We start from the raw sequence: 16,087 nt of genomic DNA, 5'->3' as shown, positions 1-16,087 counted from the left end.
GGGCCTGGGCAGAGCCCAGAAACTGGGAGCGCCGTTTCCGGATTTTCGAGGAAACGGTGTATAATTAGAGTGAAACTGGGCCAGCTTGAGTCAAGCTGGCCCAGTTTCACTCTAGTCGACGAGGGTCGCCTGTGTGGCAGCCCTCAGTTCATCCTCGGTCACGCCTTCGGCGGTTTCAACGATCTTCAGACCACCATCGACCACGTCGAGCACGCCCAAGTTGGTGATGATTCGATCGACCACGCCCTGGCCGGTCAGCGGCAGGGTGCATTCCTTCAAGACCTTGGAGTCCCCTTGCTTGTTGGTGTGGTCCATGACGACGACCACGCGACCCACACCAGCCACCAGATCCATGGCTCCGCCCATGCCTTTGACCAGCTTGCCCGGGATCATCCAGTTCGCCAAATCACCATTCTCGGCCACTTCCATGGCTCCCAGGATGGCCATGGCGATCTTACCACCCCGGATCATGCCGAAGGAGGTGGCGCTATCGAAATAGGCGGAATGAGGCAGTTCGGTGATGGTCTGCTTGCCAGCGTTGATCAGGTCGGCGTCTTCCTCGCCCTCATAGGGGAAGGGCCCCATGCCGAGCATGCCGTTTTCCGACTGCAGGGTGACGTTCACCCCCTCGGGGATGTAGTTGGACACCAGGGTGGGGATGCCAATGCCCAGGTTGACGTACCATCCGTCCTGAAGCTCCTGTGCCGCGCGAGCGGCCATCTGATTGCGGTCCCAAGCCATATCCGTGTCCTCCCTTACGCCGTCTTGCGCGTGGTGCGCTGTTCGATCCGCTTCTCGTGCTCACCCTTGATGATGCGATGCACGTAAATACCCGGGAGATGGATCGTGTCCGGATCCAGCTCGCCCGGCTGAACAAGCTCCTCGACCTCAACCACGCAAACTTTGCCGCACATGGCCGCAGGCGGGTTGAAGTTACGGGCGGTCTTGCGGAAGACCAGATTTCCGGTCGTATCGGCTTTCCAGGCTTTCACGATGGACAGATCGGCAAAGATCCCCTTTTCCATGATGTAGGTTTGGCCGTCGAAATCCTTGTGTTCCTTGCCCTCGGCAATGACGGTGCCCACGCCGGTCTTGGTATAGAAACCGGGGATGCCGCAGCCACCGGCACGCATGCGCTCGGCCAAGGTGCCCTGGGGATTGAACTCCAGCTCCAGCTCACCGGACAGGTACTGGCGCATGAACTCGGCATTCTCGCCCACATAGGAGGAGATCATCTTCTTCACCTGCTTGGTTTGCAGCAGGATGCCGATGCCAAAATCATCAACGCCGGCATTATTCGACGCGAAGGTCAGGTCCTTGGTTCCTGCGTCCTTGATGGCACCAAGCAGCAATTCGGGGATCCCGCAGAGGCCGAACCCACCTGCAGCGATGAACATCCCATCGAACAGAAGCCCATCCAGGGCGTCAGCCGCAGATGCGTAAACTTTCTTCATGACTTTCCTCCAGACTCACGCCTTTTCGACGGGGCGCGTCGTGTGTCAGGCCTTTGGGTATGACCCTCTCCCCCCATTTTTCGATTAGGGGGACCCTGGGCCAGACCAATCTCCCAAACGTGTCATATCCCACAAGTCGACCGGTCGCAACCAAACTACCGGCCGGTCTTCCGCAATGCGGAATCCTTTGAAAGGAAGATGCGGGTATCCGGAGAAATTTCAAGCCCTCAACGAAAGGACACAAACCAAGAAGCCGTCCACCTCTGTGAGGTGAACGGCTTTTCATGGTGAGCCCGACAGGATTCGAACCTGTGACCCGCTGATTAAAAGTCAGCTGCTCTACCAACTGAGCTACGGGCCCAAAAGATCCATGACGTCATGGATCCCGAAGGCTTGCGATCTGTCGTTTCGGCGAATCACGCCCCCTCGGGAGGCGGCATAAAATCCGTTTAGGTGCTCCCTGTCAAGATTTTCTAGCAAAAAAGTCAGGCCAATCGGTTGAGCCGCGCTGTCCGGGCCTTTCGGTCAGATAAACCGCGGCTCCCGATACCGGTAAATCCAGGTTTCCGTCAGGGGTTTGTCCCCGTCCCTTAGGAAAGCGCGGATATCCACCGCCCCCAAACCGTGAGGATAAATATCGACCACCAGACGCCAACGGTCCGTTCCCACCACCCGTAGGGCATAGGGATTGTCTACTCGGGCGTTTCCTGCGCTGACGTCGGCCTTCACCCGGCCATCTTGGCTGGTATAAGCCGCAAGGTCGCCGCCTTCGAAATCAATGGCGTATTTGGCCCCGCCCTGGCTGGGTCGAGGTTGGCCCGGAACCCCAGGTCGCCCCTGTCGGGTCGCCACCACATGTCCTACTCCCATGGGTCCCAGGACAGGCGCGGCCACCCAACGCAAAATGTAATCGTAGCTCAACTCCGTCCCGGCCTCGATCGGCTTGTCCGTCGTCCAATAGGCAACGATGTTATCGTGGATCTCATCATTGGTGGGGATCTCCACCAGTTGGACCCCCCCTTCTCCCCAATCCCCCTTGGGTTCAATCCAGATCCCCGCGCGACGGTCATAGAAAACGCCATCATCCTCGTAGTGGGTAAAGTCCCGGTCCCGTTGGAGGAGACCAAAGCCCTTGGGGTTTTTATCGGTGAAGGTGGAAACCCGCATGGCCTTCGGATTGTCCAGGGGGCGCCAAAGGCGCTCGCCGGTCCCCGTCCAAAGGGCCAAGCCATCGGTATCGTGGATCTCTGGCCTCCAGTCGGTGGCTTCGTGGCGGTTGGTTTCCGAAAACCAGAACATGCTGGTCATGGGAGCGATTCCCAAGCGACCAATGGGGGTCCGGGTGAAAAAGCGGACAGAGATATCCATGTCGACACTTTCCGCCCCCGGCGCCGCGCATTGGGCCTTGTAGACGCCGGTCAGGCTTTCTCCATCAATCAACGCCCAGATGGTCAACCCCCCTTCGCCCAGGGGTTCCAGCCAGATATCCGTGAACCGGGGGAAGCGTTCGGCCCGATCGGCCATCGCGGTGTCGACGGCCACCGCCCGGGCCGATTGCCCATATTGGTCCAGGGGGCCGGCGGAGCGGAAATAGGTCGCGCCCATGAAGGCCAACCAATCCGAGGCGGGGTTTTTCGCGTGGAGTACCCGGAAGCCAGCCCATCCCATCCCCTCGACCTCGGGCGGGACAATGTCGCCAAAGCGGAAGACTTTGGGATCATAGGGAACAGAGCGGGCGCTGTCCCCATCCACCAGATGCAAACCCACCGGCTCCCGGGCAAATTCATGCATGTGAAAGGGGGCAATGGCGGGCGCGCCAATCCGATCTTTCCAAAGGGCTTTCTCGGGACGGAAGACGATCTTTTGGTAGGCGTCGTAGTCGATTCCCTTCAGGGCCTTTTCCAAGGCCGGGTTGACGGGTGTGGGTGCATAGGGCTGCCCGGCCATTTCTTTGGCCCGGGTAATCAATCCCTCGAAGGAAAAGGGCTCGGCGGGGCCAAGGGGAACGATCTCGTCCTGGGCAGCCAGGAGACTGGCAGGAAATGCGGGCAGAAGGCCACAGGCCGTCGCGGCCGCCATAAGGGACAGGATGGAACGTCGTCCCGGATTGGGAATCCCTGACATCAAAACCTCGCGAAAGATTGGGGCCGCTTGTGGAAGGTGGGCTTGGGCTTGGCTTCGACACGGCGCGATTCCGATATAAGCCTTCCAATGCCCATTTGGATAGGGGAGTTGCCAGGAAACATGTTTTTCCGCCCTTCCCTGTTCCCTGTCCGCCGCCTTTTCGATACTGTTGCCCAAGTCCAGTGGTCTCGCCCCGCTCCTCGCTCCCCCTTGCCGTCATCCCTCTTACCATCACCCCTCAAAGACCCAGACTTCCTTTGAAATTAGCGTGTACTTAAAAGGCTTCGCCAAAATGGATGGATTTCTACATCGATACTACCTTAATAATTCAAATAAAGATTTGTATAAATGGTTTCATTATTTTGATATTTACGAAAGACATTTCGAGAGATTCCGAGGAAAATCTCCTTTAGTCCTTGAAATAGGCGTATCGAAAGGGGGGTCCCTCGGTATGTGGAAGGAGTATTTCGGCCCGGGTTGCCGCATCTTGGGAATCGACAATGATCCCAAATGCGCGACGCTGGGGGACCGGACCATTTCCGTTCGAATTGGGGAGCAACAAGACGCTGCGTTCCTGGGCCGTGTTCTAGGAGAGTTTGGCCGACCGGATATCGTCATCGATGATGGAAGCCATATGATGAGTCATGTCACAGAAACCTTCAGCGCCCTCTATCCTGCGATCAGCCCCAATGGGGTGTATTTGGTCGAAGACATGCATACCGCCTATCTGCCTGACTACGAAGGAGGAGTGGGAAAACCAGGGACTTTCATCGAATTGTGCAAGGGACTCATCGATGAAATGAACGCCCTTTACACCAATGGCGAAGTTCCCGTGACCCCTTTTACGACGGGAACGGATTCCATGACCTTTTACGATAGTGTGGTTGTTTTCGAAAAGCGCCCCCAAGGGAAACGGCAGAACTGCACAACCGGCCCCATGGCGGGATAGGAGGGGAGTGCGTCCCTCAGGGATCTTCCAGCCGTGTTAAGCGCAGCGCAGCCATGCGGGCGAATCGAATGAGAATGGCCTTACGCCGAGCACCGCTCAGGGGGTGAGGAACGCCCTCGCGGAGGAGGTCACCGCCATGGCGATCAGCGATGATTAAACCACAATCGCCAGCGATGTAGTCCTGAGGAAAGTCTTCGGGGACAGCGAAAAAAAAGACGTCGCAAAAAGAACGATAGTCTTCCCACTTGTGGTCCGACTGAAAATCGGCAAGGCAGGACTTGACCTCGACAATCGTAACCATGCCCTTGGCATCCACCGCCATAACATCGGCCCTACGGCCATTGGCAAGGGGAACCTCCAGCAGAGCCGCCCGACCCAGGTCTCCCATCAAACGGACGACACCGCGCGCCAAGTCTCGTCCTAGAGCGGAATGAGGAAAAGTGTGTGCGGTTTTCCGTCTCATTCCGCTCTAACTATATAATTTAGATCACGTTTATGAATTTAGGCCGAACAGACCTAAATTCATCGTGATCTAGCGCGCGGCGTCCATTTTCAGGTATGGCTGGCAAAAGCTTACTTGTCGGCGTCCGCCGCAACCTGCATCTTGATAATGCGGTCGGGATCCTCAACGGACCCGTTGGCGCGCTTGTCACCCTTTTTAATCATATGAACGTATTCCATGCCTTCGACCACTTGGCCCCAGATGGTGTACTGGCCATCCAGGTGAGGAGATGGGGCTAACATGATGAAAAACTGGCTGTTGGCACTGTCCGGATCCGCAGTGCGAGCCATGGACAGCACACCTTCCAAATGGCGTGCCTTCGACGGCGGGCTGAACTCCGCAGGAAGGTCCGGCAGTTCGGAACCTCCCCGACCCGTGCCAGTGGGGTCCCCACCCTGCACCATAAACCCGTCGATCACCCGATGGAACGGAGTGCCGTCGTAGAAACCTTCTCGGGTTAATTTTTTGATGCGCTCCACATGCTTGGGTGCCAAGTCTGGGCGCAACGCGATGACAACGCGGCCGTCCTTGAGGTCCATGTAGAGGGTGTTTTCAGGATCGGCGGCCTTCGTTTCGGTCATGACGACTCCCATGTATGCGAGTAAAGCAAAAAAGGCGAGCAGGATTCGGCGCATAAGGCTTTTCCTTGAACCTCGGTTTAAACGATTGGGCGAAAAGAGCTAAGCTGAGCTGTTTCCATCCAACTCCCGGAATTTATCCAACAGGCGTTCCCGGACCAAGGGAGAGACAAAACCCGATATATCCCCGTCCAGGCGCCCGATTTCCTTAACGAAGCGCGAGGATATGAACTGACACCGCTCCGACGCCATTAGAAAGACGGTTTCCACAGTGGTATTCAAGCGGGCATTCATGCCACACATCTGGAATTCGTATTCAAAATCCGAGATAGCGCGAAGCCCCCGTATGATCATCGTGGCGTTCCGCTCAACGGCGAAATCCATCAACAGATTGGAAAAGGGCACGACATCAATTTCAATGCCCCTCTCCTTGGTCAGGGGACGGGTGGTTTCGGCCACCATATCCACCCGTTCCTCCAGGGAAAACAGGGGGCCTTTCCCCGCATTGACAGCCACGCCAATGGTCAAATGGTCCACCATGCGGGCCGCGCGCCCGATAATATCCAAATGCCCATTGGTCACAGGGTCAAAGGTTCCCGGATATACGGCTAGGCGTCTAGTCGTCATCACCATCCGTCCGTTCGGGGGCTGTATCGTCGGAACCGGGGGATTTGACATCCCCGTCTGTTCCGCCTTCGGTGATAGCTGGAAGATCCCCCCCATCTTCCAATCCATCCACGTCCTCGTCGTCCCCATTCATGTCTGACAAATGGGCGACCGACACGACCCGTTCCCCTTCGGATAGGCGGAACAGGGTCACACCCTGGGTTTTCCGTCCGGCAATGCGAACGTCATAAACGGGCATGCGGATCAACTGGCCCCCGTCGGTGATCAACATCACTTGGTCCTTCTGCCCAATGGGGAAAGAGGCCACGACGGAGCCATTGCGTTCACTCATTTCGATATTGGCAATGCCCTGCCCGCCCCGACCCGCAGTCCGGTATTCGTAGGCAGAGCTGCGCTTGCCAAAGCCCCGCGAGGTGACGGTCAGAATAAATTCCTCCGCCTCCTGCAGGACTTCGAACTGGTCCTGAGTCAGGGTGCCGCTGGGTTCGGCGTCGAGTGTGATGTCCTCCTCGCCCTCACCGGCAGCCCGCCGCAGAGCGCTGGCCTGTTTCAGGTAGGCCGATCGGGTCTCCGCATCGGCGGTCACATGGGAGAGGATCGACAAATAGTTAACCTTGTCACCCTCTGCCAGACGTACGCCGCGAACACCCGTGGAGGTCCGGCCTGCGAAGACCCGGACTTCTGTCACGGAGAAACGGATCGCCTTGCCCATGTTGGTTGTCAGCAGAACATCCTGAGCTTCGGTGCAGGTGCGCACGCCCACCAGATGATCACCGGGATCCAGCTTCATGGCGATCTTGCCGTTGGTCATCACATTGGTGAAGTCCGAAAGACGGTTCCGCCGCACGTTGCCCGTTTCCGTGGCGAACATCACATCCAGCTCGCCCCAGGTTTCCTCGTCTTCGGGCAGGGGCATCACGGTGGTGATGCGCTCTTCCTCGGCCAGGGGCAGAATATTGATCATGGCCTTGCCCCGCGCCTGGGGAGTCCCCAAAGGCAGACGATAGACCTTCATTTTGTAAACCATGCCCGTCGAACTGAAAAACAGCAGCGGGGTATGGGTATTCGCCACGAAAATGGTGGTGACAAAATCCTCATCGCGCATGGACATGCCGGCCCGCCCCTTGCCACCCCGGCGCTGGGCCCGGTAAGTGGTGAGCGGCACCCGTTTGATATATCCGGTGCTGGTAACGGTGACGACCATGTCCTCGCGCTGGATCAGGTCTTCAATGTCGTGTTCGAACTCGTTTTCCTCAATCACCGTCCGGCGGGGGGTGGCATAGGCCTCCCTCATCTCCACCAGTTCGGCGCGCATGATCTCGTAAAGCCGCTCCCGGGAGCGCAGAATATGCAGGTATTCCTCGATCTGGGAGCCAATCTCAGATAATTCGCTGTGGATCTTGTCCCGCTCCAACCCGGTCAAGCGGTGCAGACGCAGGTCCAGGATAGCCTTAGCCTGGGTCTCAGACAGGCGATAATGCCCCTCCACCACGGTTCGACCCGGCTCGTCGATCAGCATGATCAGCGGTTCGACATCCGCAGCCGGCCAGTTCTCGGCCATTAACCGCTCTCGAGCGGTTTGGGGATCGGGGGCCGAGCGGATCATCTTGATCACCGCGTCCAGGTTGGCCACGGCGATGGCCAAGCCGACCAAGACGTGCGCCCGGTCCCGAGCCTTGCCCAGTTCGTAGATCGTGCGACGGCGGATCACCTCTTCACGGAACGCGATGAAGGCCTCGAGGACCTCCCGCAGGTTCATCAGCAGGGGCTTGCCGCCATTCAAGGCCAGCATGTTGACACCGAAGCTGGTCTGCAACGGGGTGTACCGATACAACTGATTGAGGACCACCTCGGCCATGGCGTCGCGCTTGCACTCGACAACCACACGAACACCCTGACGGTCGGATTCGTCGCGGATGTCGGAAATGCCTTCCAGCTTTTTGTCACGGACCAGTTCGGCGATCTTCTCCACCATGGAGGCCTTATTGACCTGGTAAGGGACCTCTGTCACCACAATGGCTTGGCGCTCCCGGGAAATGTCCTCAAAGTGACATTTCCCGCGCATGACCACGGATCCGCGACCGGTCATGAAAGCCGCACGGATGCCGGACCGCCCCAGGATCGTTCCGCCCGTGGGGAAATCTGGACCCGGCACAATCTGGTGGATGGCCTCGTCGGTTATGGTTGGATCATCAATCAATGCACAACAGGCGTCGATCACCTCCCCCAGATTATGGGGAGGGATATTCGTGGCCATACCCACGGCAATACCGCCCGCGCCGTTCACCAACAGGTTCGGATAGCGGGCCGGAACGACAATGGGTTCCCGGGTCGTCTCGTCATAGTTGGCCTGGAAATCGACGGTTTCCTTGTCGATGTCATCCAGCAGACTATGCGCCGCCTTGGCCAGCCGAGCCTCGGTATACCGCATGGCGGCGGCCTTATCGCCGTCCATGGACCCGAAGTTGCCCTGGCCGTCGATCAACGGCAGACGCATGGAGAAGTTCTGCGCCATGCGCACCATGGCATCATAAATCGCCGAATCGCCATGGGGGTGATATTTACCCATGACGTCACCGACAATGCGCGCCGATTTGCGGTAGGGCCGGTTGTAGTCGTAGCCATTCTCCTTCATGGAGAACAAAATCCGCCGGTGCACCGGTTTCAAACCATCCCGCACATCGGGAAGGGCGCGGCTGACAATCACGCTCATGGCGTAATCGAGATAGCTACGCTTCATTTCGTCTTCGATAGAGACGAGAGAAATATCGGAATCCATAGGCTTAGGGGTGTTGTTGCTCAACTCGGAACGCTTCCACTGAATCGGGCGCGCCACGCACCCCGTCTATGGGGATGGGAGCGGGCGAAACACCACGCTTGGGGCCGGATGCCCCCCGGAACCGGGGGCAAGGGGATACTCGGCCTGGACCAGGATCCTCTCCAAACCAGAACGCGCGCCCGGCGCGGTCTTCCCGGTTGGTGTCAGACCCTCTTGCGGTTTGAAACCCGATTCACGCGACCAATGCCTTTGGGAACCCCCTCTGGACCTTGGCCATATGATCCGGACTTCCCACGCCACCGGTGACTCCAACTGTCTCCGGAACGCGGATGCGCACCTTAGCAGATCAGCCCAAACCGAGCAACTGAGAACAGCTTGGAAAAGCGTCCCTCAAGCCTTTGTTTTCACGAGAAAAACTATACTTTTTCGCACCTGCCTAAATGGTGCGGGGCTCTGCCCCGCTCCCCGCTGGGGCCTGAGGCCCCGACCCCCCATTCCCTTTGAATCCGGGCACCGACAGATCTCTGCCGTTCTGACGAAAGTGAAAGTGGGTCAACCTGATCTCGGAATGCGTTAGAACGGAATGTCGTCATCAATATCGACCGGTCCCGGCCCTTGTGCCGGGCCAGAATCCCAGCCTTGACGCGCCCCACCGCCCTGGCTTCCCCCATAACTTCCACCGCCAAAGTCGCCGCCGCCGCCGGACCCGCCGCCATACCCGCCACCGGAGCCGTACCCACCGCTACCACCACGGCCCTGCTCCTCCCCGCCACGGCCATCAAGCATGGTCATCTCGGCACCCGGTCCCTGGAGCACGACCTCCGTGGAATAGCGGTCCTGCCCGCTTTGATCCTGCCACTTACGGGTTTGCAGAGATCCACAGAGGTAAACCTTGGAGCCCTTGCGCAGGTAGCGTTCGGCGATCTCGGCCAGGGGACCGAAAATGGCGACGCTATGCCATTCGGTCCGCTCCTTCCGCTCCCCCGTCTGGCGATCCTTCCAACTGTCGGAGGTGGCAATACGCAGGTTGGTTACCTTACCCCCGTTCTGAAAGCTCCGCGTTTCCGGATCCTTGCCCAAGTTGCCGATGAGAATGACCTTGTTGACCGAACCAGCCATGGGGAAACCTTCCGAAAAATCAATGATTAACCGTCCATCAGGACGGGGGATTAACCGTCCATCAGGACGGGGGATTAACCGTCCATCAGGACGGGGAAGAGGGCCGCTGAGCGCCCCCTGACGGCCCACACTCTAACCGGAGCGCCGCCCGCTGAAAACGAAAAACCCGGCGGGATGATCCGCCGGGTTCTTCTGATAGGCAGGATAGCCGATTACTTCATGTAGTAATCGTAGTTGCCACCCATCCATTGATAAATCACGTAACCCGGAGCGGTCACGTCGCCCTTGTCATCAAAGCCGAACGTGCCCAGAACCGTGTCGAATTCCATGCTCTTCAGCTTTTCGCCCACAGCCTCGACATCAGTAGAACCGGCGGCTTCAACGGCATCGGCCCAAGCTTGGATCGCGCCATAGGTGTACAGGGTGTACCCCTCGGGGTTATAGCCCTCGTCCTCGAATTCCTTCACAACCTCCACGGCTTCCGGGTTTTTCCGGGGATCCGGGGAGAAGGTGAAGAGGGTGCCATCGCCAGCCGGGCCCGCGATGGAGGCGAACTCGCTCGACACCAGGGCGTCACCGGACACCAGAACTGCGTCCAGACCCTGTTCCTTTGCCTGGCGGATGATCAGGCCCGCCTCGGTGTGATAGCCACCCAGATAGATGACTTCAATGCCTTCGTTCTTCAGCTTGGTCACCAGGGCGGAGTAGTCCTTTTCACCCGCCGTGATCGCTTCGTAGAGGGCCTCGTTCACGCCGGCGGCGTTCAGGGCTGCCTTCGTTTCGTCGGCCAGCCCCTTACCATAGGCGGTCTTGTCATGCAGGATGGCGATCTTCTTGTCGCCGAAATGATCCTTCAGGAAGGCGCCTGCGATCAGGCCCTGCTGGTCGTCGCGACCGCAGGTCCGGAAGACGTTATCGAAGCCCTGCTCGGTCAGCTTGGGATTCGTGGAGGCCGGAGAGATCTGCAGAATGCCTTCCTCGTTGTATACCGCAGAGGCCGGGATGGACGACCCGGAGCAGAAGTGACCGGCCACAAATACCACGCCGTCGTTGACGAACTGGTTGGCCACGGCCACAGCCTGCTTAGGATCGCAAGCGTCGTCACCGATCTTCAGTTCAAGCATCTCGCCCAGGACACCGCCCTTGGCGTTGATGTCCTTGACGGCCATTTCGGCGCCTTTCTTCATCTGCTCGCCGAAGGACGCATACTGACCGGTCATGGGGCCAGCGGTCGCGATGACGATTTCAGCCTGGGCCGTACCCATGCCCAGAGCGAAGGCCGCAGTAGCCGCCAGAAGTCCGGTTTTGAACATGCTCATGTGAACCACTCTCCTTGTGTGAAGTGGATGCGTCGTGAACGACTTGGATCGAAACCCCACCGGTCCGATCCAAAAGCAATTTGCGAAACCCACAAATCGCTCAACGGATTACATCTAGATCACAGTCTTTGCATGAAATCGATTCCGATTTCAAATCTATGTGATCCAGGATTGGGCCTCCCGAACGGGAAACCCGAAAGGGGAAATCCACCATGGCAGATGGGCATGGTCATCCTTATTTTCCAGGCCTCTTTTCCAGACCCAATTTCCAAGGTGAACTTCCAGTACCTCCACCGGCAGGTGCGCCGATGGAGAAATGGCTCTCACCCTTTGCCTTTTTCCCGCCAACCCAGCAAACCGGTCCGTTCGTACAGCCAGGGGTACTGGCCGACCATTTTGCGGGCCTGGGTCATCCGATAGGCAAGCAGACTGATTCCGATCAGAATCGTCGTATCGATCAAAAAACCAGTCACGGACAGAAGCTCACCACCGAACAGGGCGAAAACGAAAAACCGGTTGGCCAACCCCGTTAAAATGCCATAGGGCACGGTCTGAATCATGGGACGCCAAGTGCTTGCCAGGGCGTTTCCCGTCATAAAGGCGGCCCAGCCGACCATAACGACGGTAAACAGAAGAAACACCAGGGGCGACGAGCCGAGCAGGGCATTTTGGTCCATCAATGGCCTCCCTCCAGATAAGCGGCGCGAATTTCCGGGTTGGAGAGCAGTTCCTGTCCCGTTCCCGACAGGGCCACCTTGCCGTTGACCAGCACGTAGGCCCGATGGGCGAGCTTCAGGGCGTGGAAGGCATTCTGTTCCACCAGGAAGATGGTCATGCCTTCCTTTTCATTCACTTCCTTGATCGCCTGGAAGATCTGGCGAACCACCAAGGGGGCAATACCCAGGGAGGGTTCATCCAAAAGCAACAGGCGGGGGCGGCTCATCAGTGCCCGACCAATGGCCAGCATCTGCTGCTCGCCACCCGACAGGGTTCCGCCCCGCTGGTCGCGCCGCTCCTCAAGCCGGGGAAAGAGCTTGTAGACCTTGGCCAGATCCTCCTCAAAGTATTTGGGATCGGAAACCAGGGCGCCCATCTGCAAGTTTTCATAGACGCTCATGCGCGAAAAGATGCGCCGCCCTTCGGGCGACTGGGCGATTCCCATGCGGACGATCTGGTCCGTGGGCACCTTGGTGATGTCCTTCCCCTCGAAAAGGATTTGGCCTTCCTGGGCTTGGGGATCCCCGCAGACGGTCATCAAAAGCGTGGTCTTGCCCGCGCCGTTGGACCCGATGAGGGTCACGATCTCGCCCTTGTAGACATCCACGTCGATGCCCTTCAGGGCCTCGATCTTGCCATAGTAGGTGTGGACACCGGAAATGCGCAGGATGGGTTCGGTGCTCATGCTTGGCCCCCCTTCCCGCTTGCTGCAAGGTCCTGGGAGACTTCCGGGGGCAATTCCTCGTCCTCTTCCTCACCGAGATAGGCCTTGATGACCGCAGGATCCTCGCGCACCGCACTCGGATCACCATCGGCGATCTTCCGGCCATGATCCAATACGACGATATGGTCGGAGATCCCCATGACCACACTCATGTCATGTTCGATCAGCAGCAGACCGATACCGTGATCATTGCGGATGGACACCAAAAGGTCGTTCAACTCCAGGGATTCGCGGGGATTCAGCCCCGCGGCGGGTTCGTCGAGGCAGAGCATGACCGGCCGGGTGCACATGGCCCGGGCGATTTCCAGGCGGCGCTGGTCGCCGTAAGGGAGGTTCTGCGCATCCCAGTCGGCCTTGTCGGTCAGCCCCACCTTGTCGAGCCAATAGGTCGCCAAGTCGATAGCTTCCTGCTCGGCGCGCTTATACACGGGCAGCCTCAGCAATCCGGCGATAGAGAACATCGAGGCCTTCATCAGCACGTTGTGCTGGGCGACGATGAGGTTTTCGAACACGGACATTTGGCCGAACAGCCGGATGTTCTGAAATGTCCGCCCCACATGGGCCACCTGGGCAACCTTGAAGCCCTCCATCTGCTCCAGGAAATAGGTATTCCCGGATTTCGGATGGTTCAGGACCAACCGCCCCACCGTCGGCTTATAAAATCCGGTCAGACAGTTGAAGACCGTGGTCTTGCCCGCTCCGTTGGGGCCGATGAGTGAGGTGATTTCCCGATTGCGGGCCACGAAGGACAGGTCGTCGATGGCGACCAACCCCCCGAAGCGCATGGTCAAGTGCTCCACGGTCAGGAGCATGTCGGCGGTGCTCATGCCTGGCCCTCCCCGTTGGCGGATTGTCGTCCCTTGAGTTTCGAGAACAGAATGGTCGGATCTCGATAGGACAGAAGCCCCCGCGGACGCCACACCATCACCGCGACCATGGCCGCGCCAAAGACAAGCATGCGATACTGTTCGAATTCACGGGCCATTTCCGGCACAACGACCAGGAAGAAGGCCGCGATGACAACACCAATCTGGCTTCCCATCCCGCCCAACACCACAATGGCCAGGATCACCGCACTTTCGATGAAGGTGAAGCTTTCCGGGCTGATGAAGCCTTGGCGGGTGGCGAAGAAGGAACCGGCAAACCCGCCGAACATGGCGCCCAGGGCGAAGGCGGAGAGCTTGATGTTCGTCGGGTTCATCCCCAACGACCGGCAGGCGATCTCGTCTTCACGGAGGGCTTCCCAAGCCCGGCCCACAGGCAACTTCCGAATCCGCTGGGTGAACAGATTGGTCAGAACCGCGAGGCCCAGGATAAGGTAAAACAGGAAAACCACCCGGTACATCGTCGAGTATTCCAACCCGAAGAACTCATGGAAGGTGGTCCCCCCCTCCGCAGCCTTACGGCTAAATTCCAATCCGAACAACGTCGGGCGCTCGATGCCGCTGATACCGTCGGGGCCGTTGGTCACATTGTACCAGTTCAACAGGATGACCCGGATAATCTCACCAAACCCCAGTGTTACAATCGCCAGGTAATCGCCCCTCAGGCGCAGCACTGGAAAGCCCAGGATAATGCCAAAGAACGCAGCGAAGACACCGGCCAGGGGCAGACAGACCCAGAAGGACCAGCCAAAGGTCTGGGAGAGCAGGGCGTAGGAATAGGCACCAACGGCATAGAACGCCACATAGCCCAGGTCGAGCAACCCCGCCAAACCGACCACGATATTCAGCCCCCAGCCCAGCATGATGTAGATCATCCAGGTGGTGGCCACGTCCACATAGTACCGGTTTCCGAAGGGCGAAATGGGGAAGATGACCGCCAGGACCAGGGCCACCAAACCAATGGCAACCATGTTCTTGCGGAAGAATCCCCCCACCGGCATGACAACCGTCTTCGTCAACGCATCCCGGGTCCGACTGGAGGGATTTTCCCGCCAGATCACCAACAGGGCGCGCCCCACAAAGGCCGCGAGGACAAACCAAGCCCAACTGTCCCAGCGGGTCTCGATGACGAGCCCGCCAGTCCCACCGCTGGCGGCATGCAGCGCAATGAAGGGGAGGAACAACACCGCAGACAGGGCGGCAGTAATGGTACATTCCTTGAGCAAGGCGCCCAAGTCGAGCCATCCGACCACCAGGCCGGGTTTCTTGGTATCGATCATGGCGTCTGCCATCACACCTTCTCCACTTCCGGCTTACCGAGGAAACCCGTCGGCTTGAAGATCAACACGAGAACGAGGATGCCAAAGGTGGCGACGTCCTTGTATTCGATAGTGAAATAGGCAGACCAGAAGGCTTCGATCAATCCGATCAGCAGTCCTCCCAGCATGGCACCCGGCAAGGATCCGATGCCACCCAGCACCGCCGCCGTGAAGGCCTTCATCCCCGCGAGGAAACCCACATAGAAGTCAATGACACCGTAGTACAGGGTCGTAATCAACCCGGCCACTGCAGCGAGCACGGCACCCAGGACGAAGGTCAGGGAAATGGTCTTGTCCACGTTCACCCCGATCAGGGAGGCCATCTTCCGGTCCTGTTCACAAGCCCGTTGCTGGCGTCCCAGGGACGTCTGGGTGATCAAATAGGTAAATCCGACCATCAAAACCGTGGTCAGAACCCAGATCACGATTTGCAAGTAGGTAATCTGAACGGCGAACCCACCTTGGGTAAAAAGCTCGAACCCGCCCTGAACGACAGGCTGAATGGGCTTCACCCTTGCGCCTTGGGATATCTGCACATAGTTCTGCAGGGCAATGGACATGCCGATGGCCGAAATCAGCGGCGCCAGCCGGAAGGATCCCCGCAAGGGCCTGTAAGCCAACCGCTCCACCGTCCATCCGTAAGCGGCTGTGAAGATCATGGAAATGACCAACATGCCCATCAGCAAAATAGGAATCGAGACAATGCCCATGTCCCCGAAAACCAAATAGCTGATGATCGCCAGAAAGGCGCCAATCATATAGATCTCGCCATGGGCGAAGTTGATCATGCCGATAATGCCATAGACCATCGTATAGCCGATGGCTATTAGGCCATAGATCGCGCCGAGCGTGAGCCCGTTGATCAATTGCTGGATAAAATACGCCACCCTACCCCCTAGTTTTCCTGGAGCTCCGCAGTTCCGCCCGCATTCCGCGACGAGAACAACGTGGGAAGAGCTGAACAATCTGGGTTTTTGGAATTCGAAGGGTCC

The 16,087-nt window shown here is 58.3% G+C and carries 15 protein-coding genes and 1 tRNA gene; 1 reads left to right on the top strand and 15 read right to left on the bottom strand.

Annotated elements, in window-relative coordinates; all coding sequences use genetic code 11:
- Positions 1-111: 111 nt before the first annotated feature.
- From ACLIRY_RS02005 to ACLIRY_RS01990, 4 genes are all read right to left on the bottom strand, one after another.
- Positions 112-741, bottom strand: a complete 630-nt coding sequence (locus tag ACLIRY_RS02005) for a 3-oxoacid CoA-transferase subunit B (RefSeq protein WP_413203663.1) — start codon at positions 739-741, stop codon at positions 112-114.
- A gap of 14 nt (positions 742-755) precedes the next feature.
- Positions 756-1,454, bottom strand: a complete 699-nt coding sequence (locus ACLIRY_RS02000) for a CoA transferase subunit A (protein WP_413203662.1) — start codon at positions 1,452-1,454, stop codon at positions 756-758.
- 285 nt (positions 1,455-1,739) lie between these two features.
- Positions 1,740-1,815, bottom strand: a tRNA-Lys gene (locus tag ACLIRY_RS01995).
- A gap of 164 nt (positions 1,816-1,979) precedes the next feature.
- The gene (locus ACLIRY_RS01990; RefSeq protein WP_413203661.1) at positions 1,980-3,533 is read right to left on the bottom strand and encodes a glucan biosynthesis protein; all 1,554 of its coding nucleotides are present in this window, start codon (positions 3,531-3,533) and stop codon (positions 1,980-1,982) included.
- 313 nt (positions 3,534-3,846) lie between these two features.
- Between ACLIRY_RS01990 and ACLIRY_RS01985 the strand changes: the two genes are divergently transcribed.
- Complete coding sequence (locus ACLIRY_RS01985; RefSeq protein ID WP_413203660.1) at positions 3,847-4,527, top strand: hypothetical protein; 681 nt, start codon at positions 3,847-3,849, stop codon at positions 4,525-4,527.
- Between the two features lie 16 nt (positions 4,528-4,543).
- On the opposite strand, the gene ACLIRY_RS01980 is transcribed toward ACLIRY_RS01985, so the two are convergent.
- From ACLIRY_RS01980 to ACLIRY_RS01930, 11 genes are all read right to left on the bottom strand, one after another.
- On the bottom strand, positions 4,544-4,939 hold the full coding sequence (locus ACLIRY_RS01980; RefSeq protein ID WP_413203659.1) for an MmcB family DNA repair protein: 396 nt from the start codon (positions 4,937-4,939) through the stop codon (positions 4,544-4,546).
- Positions 4,940-5,100: 161 nt separating this feature from the next.
- On the bottom strand, positions 5,101-5,610 hold the full coding sequence (locus tag ACLIRY_RS01975; protein WP_413203658.1) for a peptidylprolyl isomerase: 510 nt from the start codon (positions 5,608-5,610) through the stop codon (positions 5,101-5,103).
- 99 nt (positions 5,611-5,709) lie between these two features.
- Complete coding sequence (gene coaD / locus ACLIRY_RS01970; protein ID WP_413203657.1) at positions 5,710-6,234, bottom strand: pantetheine-phosphate adenylyltransferase; 525 nt, start codon at positions 6,232-6,234, stop codon at positions 5,710-5,712.
- A complete protein-coding gene (gyrA, locus tag ACLIRY_RS01965) occupies positions 6,224-9,037 on the bottom strand; it encodes a DNA gyrase subunit A (protein WP_413203656.1) in 2,814 nt (937 codons plus the stop codon). The genes coaD and gyrA overlap by 11 nt, the downstream gene beginning before the upstream one ends.
- Positions 9,038-9,586: 549 nt before the next feature.
- Positions 9,587-10,132 (bottom strand): single-stranded DNA-binding protein, encoded by a 546-nt coding sequence (gene ssb / locus ACLIRY_RS01960; RefSeq protein ID WP_413203655.1) that lies wholly within the window; start codon positions 10,130-10,132, stop codon positions 9,587-9,589.
- 212 nt (positions 10,133-10,344) lie between these two features.
- A complete protein-coding gene (locus ACLIRY_RS01955; protein WP_413203654.1) occupies positions 10,345-11,451 on the bottom strand; it encodes a branched-chain amino acid ABC transporter substrate-binding protein in 1,107 nt (368 codons plus the stop codon).
- 323 nt (positions 11,452-11,774) lie between these two features.
- Positions 11,775-12,128 carry a DUF6867 family protein gene (locus ACLIRY_RS01950; RefSeq protein ID WP_413203653.1) on the bottom strand — a complete coding sequence of 118 codons (354 nt, stop codon included), beginning with the start codon at positions 12,126-12,128 and terminating at the stop codon, positions 11,775-11,777.
- Positions 12,128-12,838 carry an ABC transporter ATP-binding protein gene (locus ACLIRY_RS01945; protein WP_413204181.1) on the bottom strand — a complete coding sequence of 237 codons (711 nt, stop codon included), beginning with the start codon at positions 12,836-12,838 and terminating at the stop codon, positions 12,128-12,130. The genes ACLIRY_RS01950 and ACLIRY_RS01945 overlap by 1 nt, the downstream gene beginning before the upstream one ends.
- 11 nt (positions 12,839-12,849) lie before the next feature.
- Positions 12,850-13,719 (bottom strand): ABC transporter ATP-binding protein, encoded by an 870-nt coding sequence (locus ACLIRY_RS01940; RefSeq protein WP_413203652.1) that lies wholly within the window; start codon positions 13,717-13,719, stop codon positions 12,850-12,852.
- Positions 13,716-15,068, bottom strand: coding sequence for a high-affinity branched-chain amino acid ABC transporter permease LivM (livM, locus tag ACLIRY_RS01935; protein WP_413203651.1), 1,353 nt, complete (start codon positions 15,066-15,068; stop codon positions 13,716-13,718). The genes ACLIRY_RS01940 and livM overlap by 4 nt, the downstream gene beginning before the upstream one ends.
- On the bottom strand, positions 15,068-15,982 hold the full coding sequence (locus tag ACLIRY_RS01930; protein WP_413203650.1) for an ABC transporter permease subunit: 915 nt from the start codon (positions 15,980-15,982) through the stop codon (positions 15,068-15,070). The genes livM and ACLIRY_RS01930 overlap by 1 nt, the downstream gene beginning before the upstream one ends.
- Positions 15,983-16,087 lie beyond the last annotated feature (105 nt).

Source organism: Rhodospirillum sp. A1_3_36 (assembly GCF_047263945.1).
Classification (GTDB): Bacteria; Pseudomonadota; Alphaproteobacteria; order Rhodospirillales; family Rhodospirillaceae; genus Rhodospirillum.
Note: the sequence above shows the minus strand (reverse complement) of the source record. Positions and strands in the feature narration are given on the sequence as shown.

Coding starts and splice junctions, on each gene's coding strand:
- ACLIRY_RS02000 (WP_413203662.1), bottom strand. CDS start 1,454: ATGAAGAAAGTTTACGCATCTGCGGCTGACGCCCTGGATGGGCTTCTG.
- ACLIRY_RS01955 (WP_413203654.1), bottom strand. CDS start 11,451: ATGAGCATGTTCAAAACCGGACTTCTGGCGGCTACTGCGGCCTTCGCT.
- coaD (WP_413203657.1), bottom strand. CDS start 6,234: ATGACGACTAGACGCCTAGCCGTATATCCGGGAACCTTTGACCCTGTG.
- ACLIRY_RS01950 (WP_413203653.1), bottom strand. CDS start 12,128: ATGGACCAAAATGCCCTGCTCGGCTCGTCGCCCCTGGTGTTTCTTCTG.
- livM (WP_413203651.1), bottom strand. CDS start 15,068: ATGGCAGACGCCATGATCGATACCAAGAAACCCGGCCTGGTGGTCGGA.
- ACLIRY_RS01975 (WP_413203658.1), bottom strand. CDS start 5,610: ATGACCGAAACGAAGGCCGCCGATCCTGAAAACACCCTCTACATGGAC.
- ACLIRY_RS01940 (WP_413203652.1), bottom strand. CDS start 13,719: ATGAGCACCGCCGACATGCTCCTGACCGTGGAGCACTTGACCATGCGC.
- ACLIRY_RS02005 (WP_413203663.1), bottom strand. CDS start 741: ATGGCTTGGGACCGCAATCAGATGGCCGCTCGCGCGGCACAGGAGCTT.
- ACLIRY_RS01990 (WP_413203661.1), bottom strand. CDS start 3,533: ATGGCGGCCGCGACGGCCTGTGGCCTTCTGCCCGCATTTCCTGCCAGT.
- ssb (WP_413203655.1), bottom strand. CDS start 10,132: ATGGCTGGTTCGGTCAACAAGGTCATTCTCATCGGCAACTTGGGCAAG.